The organism is Sporolactobacillus shoreae (genome assembly GCF_004684935.1).
GTDB lineage: Bacteria > Bacillota > Bacilli > Bacillales > Sporolactobacillaceae > Sporolactobacillus > Sporolactobacillus shoreae.
This window is the reverse complement of the sequence record NZ_SRJD01000029.1, coordinates 20,886-31,952: the sequence shown is the minus strand read 5'-3', so window position 1 is coordinate 31,952 and position 11,067 is coordinate 20,886. Positions and strand designations below refer to the sequence as shown.

At 42.6% G+C, this 11,067-nt stretch carries 12 protein-coding genes; 2 read left to right on the top strand and 10 right to left on the bottom strand.

The annotated features are described in order from the left end of the window. Window positions 1-154 precede the first annotated feature (154 nt). Window positions 155-580: a VOC family protein gene (locus tag E4665_RS16465; RefSeq protein WP_135349897.1), complete on the top strand. Its 426-nt coding sequence runs from the start codon at window positions 155-157 to the stop codon at window positions 578-580. 276 nt (window positions 581-856) lie between these two features. On the opposite strand, the gene E4665_RS16460 is transcribed toward E4665_RS16465, so the two are convergent. From E4665_RS16460 to E4665_RS16440, 5 genes are all read right to left on the bottom strand, one after another. Next, window positions 857-1,510 carry an ABC-2 transporter permease gene (locus E4665_RS16460; RefSeq protein ID WP_135349896.1) on the bottom strand — a complete coding sequence of 218 codons (654 nt, stop codon included), beginning with the start codon at window positions 1,508-1,510 and terminating at the stop codon, window positions 857-859. A 34-nt stretch (window positions 1,511-1,544) separates the two neighbouring features. Continuing rightward, a complete protein-coding gene (locus E4665_RS16455) occupies window positions 1,545-1,949 on the bottom strand; it encodes a DUF4064 domain-containing protein (RefSeq protein ID WP_135349895.1) in 405 nt (134 codons plus the stop codon). 95 nt (window positions 1,950-2,044) lie between these two features. Then, on the bottom strand, window positions 2,045-2,704 hold the full coding sequence (locus tag E4665_RS16450) for an ABC-2 transporter permease (protein WP_135349894.1): 660 nt from the start codon (window positions 2,702-2,704) through the stop codon (window positions 2,045-2,047). Window positions 2,705-2,745: 41 nt separating this feature from the next. After that, window positions 2,746-3,615, bottom strand: coding sequence for an ABC transporter ATP-binding protein (locus E4665_RS16445; RefSeq protein ID WP_135349893.1), 870 nt, complete (start codon window positions 3,613-3,615; stop codon window positions 2,746-2,748). Between the two features lie 2 nt (window positions 3,616-3,617). Beyond that, window positions 3,618-3,977 (bottom strand): GntR family transcriptional regulator, encoded by a 360-nt coding sequence (locus E4665_RS16440; RefSeq protein WP_241654929.1) that lies wholly within the window; start codon window positions 3,975-3,977, stop codon window positions 3,618-3,620. A gap of 159 nt (window positions 3,978-4,136) precedes the next feature. Between E4665_RS16440 and E4665_RS16435 the strand changes: the two genes are divergently transcribed. After that, window positions 4,137-5,282, top strand: coding sequence for a mechanosensitive ion channel family protein (locus E4665_RS16435; protein WP_241654928.1), 1,146 nt, complete (start codon window positions 4,137-4,139; stop codon window positions 5,280-5,282). A 54-nt stretch (window positions 5,283-5,336) separates the two neighbouring features. On the opposite strand, the gene E4665_RS16430 is transcribed toward E4665_RS16435, so the two are convergent. The 5 genes from E4665_RS16430 to E4665_RS16410 all read right to left on the bottom strand — a co-directional run bounded on the left by E4665_RS16430 (window position 5,337) and on the right by E4665_RS16410 (window position 10,955). Further along, on the bottom strand, window positions 5,337-5,819 hold the full coding sequence (locus E4665_RS16430; protein ID WP_135349890.1) for a hypothetical protein: 483 nt from the start codon (window positions 5,817-5,819) through the stop codon (window positions 5,337-5,339). A 127-nt stretch (window positions 5,820-5,946) separates the two neighbouring features. Further along, on the bottom strand, window positions 5,947-6,261 hold the full coding sequence (locus E4665_RS16425; protein WP_135349889.1) for a hypothetical protein: 315 nt from the start codon (window positions 6,259-6,261) through the stop codon (window positions 5,947-5,949). A gap of 355 nt (window positions 6,262-6,616) precedes the next feature. Further along, a complete protein-coding gene (locus E4665_RS16420) occupies window positions 6,617-8,413 on the bottom strand; it encodes an ABC transporter ATP-binding protein (RefSeq protein WP_135349888.1) in 1,797 nt (598 codons plus the stop codon). Continuing rightward, on the bottom strand, window positions 8,410-10,167 hold the full coding sequence (locus E4665_RS16415) for an ABC transporter transmembrane domain-containing protein (protein WP_135349887.1): 1,758 nt from the start codon (window positions 10,165-10,167) through the stop codon (window positions 8,410-8,412). Before E4665_RS16415 ends, E4665_RS16420 begins: the two co-directional genes overlap by 4 nt. 353 nt (window positions 10,168-10,520) lie before the next feature. Further along, on the bottom strand, window positions 10,521-10,955 hold the full coding sequence (locus E4665_RS16410; protein ID WP_135349886.1) for an Hsp20/alpha crystallin family protein: 435 nt from the start codon (window positions 10,953-10,955) through the stop codon (window positions 10,521-10,523). Window positions 10,956-11,067: the final 112 nt, after the last annotated feature.

The window sequence follows — 11,067 nt, the reverse complement described above, 5'->3', positions numbered from 1 at the left end:
TGACCGCTTTTTTGATAGCCGTCCATACTTTTCACCTCTTGGAAAAGTATGGACACGAAAAGATAAGGCTAAAAGCGGATACCGTCTAAAGACGGTGGGTTTAGACCACGCTTTTGTAAGCTAAATTGATATTTATTAAAAGGAGCGATTAATCATGGCATTGTCACTAGCCCCCTATTTAATGATGGACGGTAATGCAGAAGAAGCCATTCAGTTCTACGAAAAAGCATTGGATGCCAAAGTCGCTTTCAAACAGACTTTTGGAGAAATGCCGGCGGATCCGAATTTTCCGCTGCCGGAAGAGGCAAAGGACCTTGTGTCACATGCGATGGTAAAAATCGGTGACTCCGACCTGATGTTCTCCGACAACTTTCCGGGTCAGACCAGTCAGACTGGAGATCAAGTCACTATTTGTATTACCTCGGACAGCAAAGAAAAATCCACTCAGATTTTCGAAGATCTGAGTGAAGGCGGTACGGTAAAAATGCCGTTGCAGGATACTTTCTTCAGCCCTGCCTATGGCATTGTTACAGACAAGTTTGGAATCACCTTCCAGATTTTCACTGAAGGAAAAATGTAAACAGAATCCTATTTAATAAGTATAAAGAGCGGTCCTGTTCACCAAACGGTGGCAGAGGCCGCTTTTTTTATCGATGCAAAACTCCCTATTCATTCTTTGACCGCATCGCGCTTGAAAGAAAAACAATGGCGCAAAAGTAAAACAAAACGGCAAACGCATTATGGTCAACAGTTTGAAGGATACCGATGGCAGTAAATAGAGCAGCCATTGCGTAATGGTAAAACCTTTTCCTTTTTATAGTCAATGAGAACCACTTCCTTCATCACAGTAAATGGGTTAAAACTGTTCTTTTTCATATAAATAAAGAGATGAAAGATAAGAGATACAAGCGAAGATCACGGTCACAACGATACTGGAGATCATCGGGTGTTTTAAGAACGACAGAAAAATACCAGAATTGATCTTTAGTGAGAGAAATTTCCCAATTCCAAACGAAAATAGGAAGAAGACAACCATCACAACTAACTGGGCAGCTTTAAAACCGAATTTAAAATAAATCGGGTAGTATATTGATGTAAAAATACAGGTAAAGCAAAGAGAGAAAACCAGTACTTTGTAATCAAGTATCTGACCGCCAAATTCATGAAAAACATTTTTCAATACGAAACTCATAATGATCCAGGAAAGCCAGGAGAACAGCCACCATACGCTGATCATGAGGTACCTGGCATCCACGACCGACCGCCTTTTCAGAGGAAGACTGAGTACAAGCCGGTTTTGTATTTTATCACTTTCACCCGTAGTAACATTTGAGTAAAGTACCATGAGAAAAGCGATAAAAGCCACACCAAGGCCATTTATCCATTGAAACAACAGCTCACTATTGCCAAACAAATTTCCCCAGCTCAGAGCATAAATCAGCAGAAAAACCGGTGCAATATAGGCTGTCTTTCTTTGCGTATACATATCCTTTACCATTAAATGAATCATCCCTTATGGCTCCTTCCATAGCTATAATACAGTTTCAGATGCCCGCATTTGAAAAGTTACTTTTTGGCTTCCTGGCAAGGGTCATAATTCCGGCTATGACATAGAGAACAGCCGGAACGACTTCCATTATACTTGTGACACCAGCCAAAATCAGAAGCCATCCGCCAAGTTTCGTCCCGCTGCCGCGTTTCAAAAGAATGAGTGATCCGATCATTAAAATAAGGCTGATGACAGAAAAAACAACAAGAATCGTACCGACCAAATGGAGCAGATGGACGATGTTGGTGACGTCCTGAGAACTCAGATTACTTCCCGCTGCACTGAGCTGTTGTTCTAACGCAGACGGATTTAATGAAACCGAGCGCACACCTGAGATTAGTGCTAGAAAATTAATCACACCTGCAATGATTGCCAGTACTATTTCACCTGTTCTTTTCATTTAAAATTTCTCCTTTTTGATGGATATGGCATAAGTAAATCTTCCAATGGATGGATCATTTATGATGTACCTCGTCATCCAGTTTTTTGCAGCATCTAGAATTCCTCCTTTTGATAAAAGTGAATAGACAGGAAATAAGAGGCAAAGACTATAATTACGGTTACGATAATAATAGCGATCATCGGATATCCAGTGACCTCCGAAAAGGCTTCATAATAGATTCCGTTCTGTGATATTTTCTCAATAAAGAAGAAAAACAAAAAGAGGAAAAGCATCGCAATAAATTGAGTGATCTTGTAGCCGAATTTGTAATAAACAGGATATGTGATTGATGAAAGTAGATAGGTTATGCAAAGCGAAAAGATCAACGATCTAAAGCTGATCTGTATGGTTGTTGCTTGAAAAATAACTTTTAATAGTAACGTGAAAATGACACAGAAAAAATAAGTAAACAGCCACCAACAACTGATCATAGCGTATTTAACGTCAATGACTGAACGCCTTCTCACAGGAAGACTAAGTACAAGGCGGTTTTGTCTCTTGTCACTTTCTTTTGTGCCAAAATTAGAAAAGACAACCATTAAATACGCGAAGTACGCAGCAATAAAACCATTTACTACAGGAAGAAAAGAATTGTCCGTCACATTAAATGTGGTTCCACTCCCTGTGTTCAAGAGCCAGACCAATAAAAATAAGGGTTGGACATAAGCCAGCTTCCTCTGTGTCAAGATTTCCTTCTTTATCAACTGATACATTACGACTCCCCTCTCAATGTTAACGACAGAATCAGAATCCCTTAACGATTAATACCATTTGATTTGACAAGATAATACATAATTTCATCAAGATTGGGTCTCTCTAGATGAAGATTAGATTGATCTGCGAGTTCTCTTGCTTCCTTCCCTTCCATAAGTGCCTCAAACCCCAGCGACGTCTCTTTGATCGAAATGGGATGAGCCGCTTTTATTTCAGATTCCGCACTCCTTGGCCCTTTAACGAGTAAATAGGCCTCTGACAGGTCCTCCATCTCCTTACTGAATAAGATCTTCCCATCCAGAATAAATGTAATATAATCTGCAACTTTTTCGAGATCCGTCGTGATATGCGTTGAGAAAAAGATAGCCTTATTTTCATCTTGAATCACATCAAGCAGGACATCCAGCAATTCTTTTCTGAAAACCGGATCAAGTCCGGATGTCGGTTCATCCATAATGATCAGTTCGGCATGATGTGAGAGCGCCACGGCCAGTGCAAATTTCATTTTTGTTCCCTTTGATAGTGCTTTTACCTTTTTGTCAAGCGGTACGTCAAATTCCTTTATGTACCGATAAAAAATGTCATCATCCCATCTTTCATAGAAAGGCGCAATGACCCGTTTATTTTTTTCTACCGTCAGTTCCTCGAAAAATACATCCTGGTCATAAACAAAACCTATACGTTGCTTCAGGGCTTTTATGTTATTTTTAAAACTTTCGCCGAATAAACGGACATCACCGCTGTCGATGTGGACAAGATCCATGATGCAGCGGATGGTTGTACTTTTCCCGGCACCGTTTGGTCCGATAAAGCCCATAATGTACCCCTTTTTTAATGAAAAGCTGACATCATCAAGCGCAAATCCTTTAAATGATTTGTTGACATGACTTAATTCGAGAATATCATCCATCGTTAGTCCTCCATGTACCACTTTTTGATTAACAAAACCATCTGATTCAGGGTCATGCCATACTTTTTGCTTTCGCCAATAAGCTGTTTCAGCTGAGTTTGTAATTCTGCCAATTGTTTCTTCCGCAACGCATTTTTATCGTGAAGAGAAACAAAAAAACCTTTTCCAGGAACGGAATCAATGAGCCCGTCATTTTCAAGATCTTCATATGCCCTTTTTGTTGTGATGACGCTGATCCCCAGCTCCTTAGCCAATGCGCGAATGGAAGGCAGTTGGCCGCCTTCCTCAATACCACCGTTTAAAATCTGTTCCGCAATCTGATTTCTGATCTGCTGATAGATGGGCTGATCTGCGGAATTCATGAGAATAATATCCATAGCAACACCAACTGTTCATACTGTATATATTCAATATATACAGTTGTATTCTTTATGTCAATAATAATTTGAGTGTTTATGCGAATCCGGGAATTACGTGCTATCATAGAAGGATCAAAATATTTTTTTCGGAGTGACATAACGGTGAATCAATTTGACTGGTTAACAAAAATCACCTGGACAGATGGAATAATAGCTCTATGTATTCTAGTCTTATTTATCTTCGCACGCTTCCTCTTTTCCAAATATTTTCCGAAGCTGGTTGCTAAGCTTACGAAGTTCAGTAAGAGCCAAATTGATGATGCTTTGATCACCGCTTTTCGCCGACCAATCGGTTTTATCCTGATTGCGACCGGATTCTATCTGGCATTGACCTATCTGCCGATACCATCCCACTGGAAGCATGTGATTACTCTCTTTTACCAGTCAGCAGCCACATTTTCAATTGGTTGGGGCTTTTACCTCTTCTCCGACACAATCGGTGTTTTTTTTAGCCACATGGGTGCCCGTTATGATTTACAATTCAATAATATTATTATTCCTTTTCTTTCCAAATTAGCCAAATTTATTGTGGCCATTTTGACGATTGTGCTGATTCTGGATCAATGGAACTATCATGTGACCGGGTTGATTACGGGTCTGGGTATCGGGGGTCTCGCCATCGCAATGGCCGCAAAAGATACACTCAGCAACTTGTTTGGAGGTTTTGTGATCATTACTGATGCTCCGTTTACCATTGGAGAATTGATCCATACTGGTACGATTGAAGGAATCGTTGAAGATATTAATTTCCGGTCGACACGTATCAGAACAACTGATCAGGCTCTGGTCACCGTTCCAAACTCAACACTAGCCAACCAGCCGATAACAAATCTTTCTAGGATGAAAAAACGCCGGATTTCTTTCAGCGTATCGATAAGTCTGGAAACACCCCGTGCACTGGTGAATCAATGTGTTACACAAATTCGAAAGCTCCTGTCTGAGGACCGCGAAGTTTATGATGAGGGTAAAATGGTTTATCTGGATGAAATTACTTCTTCAAGTATTAATTTGTTGGTTCAGTTTTATGTCCGGACAACAGATTTCGAGGAATGGCTGAAGCTCAAGGAAAAATTCAATTTTGCCCTATTGGCCATATTGGACGATGAAGGCATTGAACTCGCAACGGCACGTTCTCAGATGATTTTTGAAGTCCCACAGCAATCAATTTCCACTTCACCGTCCGACCATGAAAAGACAAGAAGTGATAAAACCACTGAAAATCAAAATCAGATCAGATCCGTAGAGTGAAAAAATATCCGCCCTTGACAAAGCGGATATTTTTTATCACATATATGCATTGAATCAAACTGTTTTACCCGGCTTTCTTATCAGTACAACTATGCCCGCCGCCATGAGAACCATTCCGCAAGGCAATCCTGCAGCGAAAAGTACAACACTGTTCACTGCACCGGCAACAATAAATAAAAGACCGGCAAAAATCATTCTTTTTTCATCTCGGGTTAGATACAAAGCGGCTGCGCTCAATAAAACTGCTGCCACACCAGCAATTAACGCCTGAAATCCAAATGTGAACAGGCTGCCGGCCGCCCCAATGGCCGTCCCCTTTTCCCCACTGTTTGTAAGAGCTGCCGCAAATCCTGCAGGTTTTGCAAAAATGATTAAAAAAAAGCCGAGAACTGCCTGAAAGAATGTTAACGCCATTCCGACCACCGCGATGATCTTACCCATATGTCTTCTGTGCATACCTGCCACCTCGTCTGGAGCTACCCTATTCTGATAAATCTGTTCATAGCCCGCTCCGACAGTAACTCTTTGCCTTTTCATTGTATGCCATCATGAGTAAGACATGCTTGAAGACTTCCACCCCTTCGATGGTTCAGATGGAGAAATAAAAAAATAACGAGGCAGAAAAACAGCCTCGTTTCCTTCTCTTTTATACATTAGATCCAAATCACCCGTTCTGCCGATAAAGCCCGGGATTTTCACGGGCATTTTCTTTTAAAGTCTGAATGGACCCCTTTATTTGTTGATTCAAAGCCTCAGCATTTTCACCCTCAATGACAAGCAAAACCTCCTTCGTTCTGATTGAAGAAAGGAAAGAAAGCGTTTTGGGAAGCTCTCTGACCGAAAATGTTTTCCCGTCGATTGAAAAATAGGCGGTACAGTGACTTTTTTTTATCGTTTCATACAGACGTAGCGCGCGCTTGAGTGTTAAAGTGTTCATGGATTTGAGCGGAACCTTGATCGATACAATTTGTTTGGTCATGACAGGAATCACCTCTTACTCAAATTCTTGATTGCATCCATCACTGCTTTTATTATATGCCATCATGCCATAATTGCAGAATGATAAACACTCAATCTCAATTTCGGTATTCTTATTTGGGATAAGAAAAACCGGGCAAAAATCGCCCAGTCCTAAAAATCCTTGATACGCATTGTTTTGCCTTCTTCCGGCGACGCTTTGGTTGCTCGCTTGCCGCGGGCGTCTCGCACCTCCGCGTCTGAGTTCGAATGTATATTCGCAGATTGAGTCCATCGATCATACTTTTTTGTCTTTTAAAAAAGCAGCCTCCCAAAAGAGCGCTGCTTTTCGTATCACCATTAATCAATCATTAGGATTAACGGGCGATTGTTTCATTTTCCCCTGTTTTTCCATGCTGAAGCTGATACATTTTAAAATACAGTCCTTTTTCCTTCAGCAACGATTGATGAGTTCCGCGCTCAACAATTTGCCCACGGTGAAGGACAAGGATCTGATCCGCATCCTGAATAGTTGAAAGCCGGTGTGCAATCGCAATAGTCGTTCTTCCCTTTCTCATCCGTGCCAGAGCAGCCTGGATCGCCTCTTCTGTCTCTGTGTCCACGCTTGCTGTGGCTTCATCAAGAACCAGCACCTTAGGATTAAGAGTCATTGTCCGGGCAAAAGAAAGGAGCTGCCTCTGGCCACTTGAAAATGTAGCGCCGCGTTCCCCAATCCGTTCATGATATTTGTTGGGCAGTTTTTCAATAAATCGGTCGGCCTGGACAAACTGAGCCGCTGCTTTCACTTCCTCATCCGATACATCATGACTCAGGCGTATGTTGTCAGTTACGTCTCCCACAAACATAAACGAGTCCTGCAGCACGAGGCCGATCCTGTTTCTCAGTTCCGCGTCAGAGTAGTTCTTCAGCGGTTCTCCGTCGATATAAATGGCTCCATGCTCCACAGGGTAAAAGCGCATCAATAGATTAATAATCGAACTTTTTCCGCTCCCTGTGTGCCCGACCAGTGCCACTGTCTCCCCAGGATTGGCAGTAAATGATATGTCTTTCAGAATATCCGTTTTTCCGTCATAAGAAAATGTCACATTTCTGAATTCAACGCGGCCTTCGCTGATGACCGGCGACTCATCTCCCTGCTGCACGGGTGCCATACGCTTATCATCAAGAAGACCAAATACACGTTCCGCTGAAACCATGGCCTGCTGGTACGTCGTTAGCTGCTGCATAACCTGGTTAACCGGATCAAAGAAGCGATCGAGGTAATTGACAAAGGCGTAGAGCACCCCGAGCTGAACCACTCCACCGATTGACTGAACACCAAAAAAACTCAGAATCATGATCAGGCCAATCAGATAGACCGAATAAACAGCTGAACGAAGCATCAGGCTGTTCAAGCTGACACTTCTTAACATCGCCGTTTTGTGCTCATCATTTATTTTCCCAAATTCCCTGCGCAGACGCTTTTGCTGGCGCATGGCCTGAATCATCGCCATACCCTGGAGGGATTCATTCAGTTTCGCGTTGAGCTGACTCAACTTCACCCGTGTGACCCGATAAATCTTTGAGCTGAGCCTGCCGTATACCCACATCAGCGTCAGCAAGAAGGGCATCAGGATCAGGCAAATCAGGGCCAATCGGACATCAAGGAAGAACATCCCGGCAAAAATACCTGCCATCATAATTCCACTGCTGACGAATGCTGAGAGCACACTCACATACAGATCCTTAATCGTTTCCGTATCATTCGTGATACGTGAAACCAAACTGCCACCTGGTGTCTGGTCAAAAAAACTCAGTCCCAGATGCTGAACCTTGCTGAACACCTCGACCCTCATTTTTTGAATCACATTCAATGCGATCTTCTGAAAAAGCAATACTTGAAAATAATTAAAAGTTGCAGATATCGCGTATAATCCGATAAATCCCGCGGCCAGCAGAATCAGCGGTTGCAACGGGAAATAGCGAGGCGTCAGATAATTATCAATAAAAACTTTCATGACGATCGGCCCAAGAACATCTGCGGCCGTCGCAATAATCAACAATGAAAAAGCCAGAATCAGGCTTTTTTTAAAATGTGACAGATAAGACATCAGGCGTTTCATGACATGTTCTTCTGTACGCTGTTCCTGTGCGGGATTCATCTCTGCTCTCATTGTTTCCCGCCTCCTTCCGAAACGAGGGACTCCAGCTGCTGGTGCGCATACATTTCCGCGTACCACCCACCTTCTCCCATCAACTCTTCATGTGTTCCTCTTTCACTTATTTGACCGTCATTGACAACAATAATTTGATCGGCATGTTCAACAGCACTCAGCCGATGCGCGGAAATGAGTGTTGTTTTGTTCTGTCTCTCTTTCTTCAAAGCCTTGAGAATAGCCACTTCAGTTCTTGCATCAACAGCTGAAAGTGAATCGTCAAAAATCAGGATTTCAGGGTCCGCCAAGAGTGCGCGCGCAATTGAAACGCGCTGTTTCTGACCGCCTGAAAGGGTTACCCCCCGTTCGCCGACGATTGTCTCATAACCGTCTACAAAGCTCAGAATGTCCTCGTGAATGCTGGCAAGTTTAGCTGCTCTTTCGACTTCTTTCTGAGTCGCTTCAGGCTTTGCAAAAGCAATATTTTCGGCAATTGTTGCAGAAAAGAGGATGTGATCCTGGGGAACATAACCGATGGCACTTCTTAGTGCCTCAAGTGTCACATTTTTTATTGGGACCTCACCAATCTCAATCTCACCATCCTGCAAATCAAATTCACGAAGCAACAGACGGAGCAGTGTGGTTTTTCCTGCTCCCGTTTTCCCCACGACGCCAAGAGTCTGTCCCTTGCCGACCGAAAAGGTAATTTCAGACAGGGCCGGGTTCTTACTTCCCGGATAGCTGAACGAATGGATATTATAATCAATTGCACCGCTGGGCACCTCATCTGAAGCCATTTTCGCATCAGTGATTTTTGGTTTTACTGCCAACAGTCGCCGTATCCGGTCATAAGAAGCACTTCCACGCTCAACGAGATTGAAAAGCCAACCGAATGCGAGCATCGGCCAGACAAGCTGACCCAGATAGAGTGTAAAACTGGTCAGTTGCCCGATTGAAAGCCTGCCGCTGACAACGGATCCGGAGCCGAAAATAAGCGCCAGAAAAAAGCAAAGGGCTACGATGAAGGTGATCGTCGGATCAAATAATGCGTCGATTTTCGCGACCGCCAAGTTTTTGTTCACCACATCTTTTGATGCGTCCCGGAACGTACGGATCTGCGCTTCCTCTTCTCCGAAAGCCTTGACCACGCGAGCGCCGGATATATTCTCCTGAACCTTGTCGTTCAGGTCAGAGAAAGCTTCCTGGGCTACACCAAACCTTTTATGTAACAGCGATCCATAATACATCGTCAGCACAGCCATAATCGGCATCGGGAGGAGAGCGATTATGGTCAGTTTCCAGCTGATCAAAGCCGACATGGTAATAATCACCATAGCACCCATTGTTATTGAATCAACCAGCGTCAGAATGCCTTCACCGGCGGCACCCTGAACGGCATTAATATCATTAGTCGCATGCGCCATCATGTCGCCTATTCTCTGCTTCTGATAGAAACTAGGAGAAAGTTTCGTAAAGTGCTTATACAGGTCATTACGCAATTGATTGGCCAGAATAATCGAAGATCCAAAAATTAACTGCCGCCAAATATAACCTGTACAGTAATATACAACTCCGACAAGAACAAGAAAACCAATCCATTCAGCAAGCACAAGGAGTGTCAGATTCCTCTTTCTAATGTCGTCTACAATGATGCCGACAACATAGGGCGGAATCAATGACAGAAAGCTGGAGAGCATGAGAAAAATAATACCAAATAAATATTTGAACCTTTCTTGTTTAAAAAACCACCATAAGTCCACAAAAATACGCAAAAGTACAACCTCCTTAATGCAAAACAATAGCTGTTTCAGGCACAAAAAAGCCGCGGGGGGAATATTTTCCCTTCTCCCGCGGCTTTTAAATAACAATAAACGAAAATGTCAAATCAAAAAAAACGTTTATTTATTATCCATGCCTGAAAAAGGGGCAAGCGTCAAATGATCATGTGCAGTAACAAATTTAATTCCGCGAACGGGAAAAACCACAACGTATGATAACTTCATGACACTCACCTCCCTTTTCATCTGAAAGCAATGCATTTATTATATAAGTTTTTACAGATAAAGTAAATATTAAAAACAAAAAAGGAATCGCGATTAAGCGACCCCTTTTACATAAAAATTGATTAATTGATCGAAATGAGTTTCCCTGATTTCTTAGCGTCATCTCTCTTCGGGAGAGTTACAGCCAGAACGCCATCCTTGAATGTTGCATTAATTTTTTCATCATCCACGCCATCCAGCATAAACCTGCGCACGTAGGATCCTGATGAGCGTTCCCTCCGCAAAAAGCTGCCGTCTTCATCCTTTTCATTACTTTCCTGTTTCCGCGAAGCCTGGACAGTCAAGACACCCTGGTCAAAATCCAGATGAATATTGTCCCTACTGAACCCTGGAAGATCGACTTTGATCACATACTCGTATTCTTTGTCTTCAATGTCTGCAGCAAACGGCTGGATACCTGAGTTGGACAAGAAGTTGTGTCCCCATTCATCAAACCAGGAAGGCAGGAAATCAAAGAACCCGTCACGATCTTTTTTTGTTGGATACAGATTTGCCATAATGCATTCCTCCTTGAATTTTATAGGGGTATTTTTTCTGTTTTATTTTTTTATCCCTATCGCTTACAACATCATTATAGTCTTTTGGTCAGTAAAGGTCAAAGAATTTTTG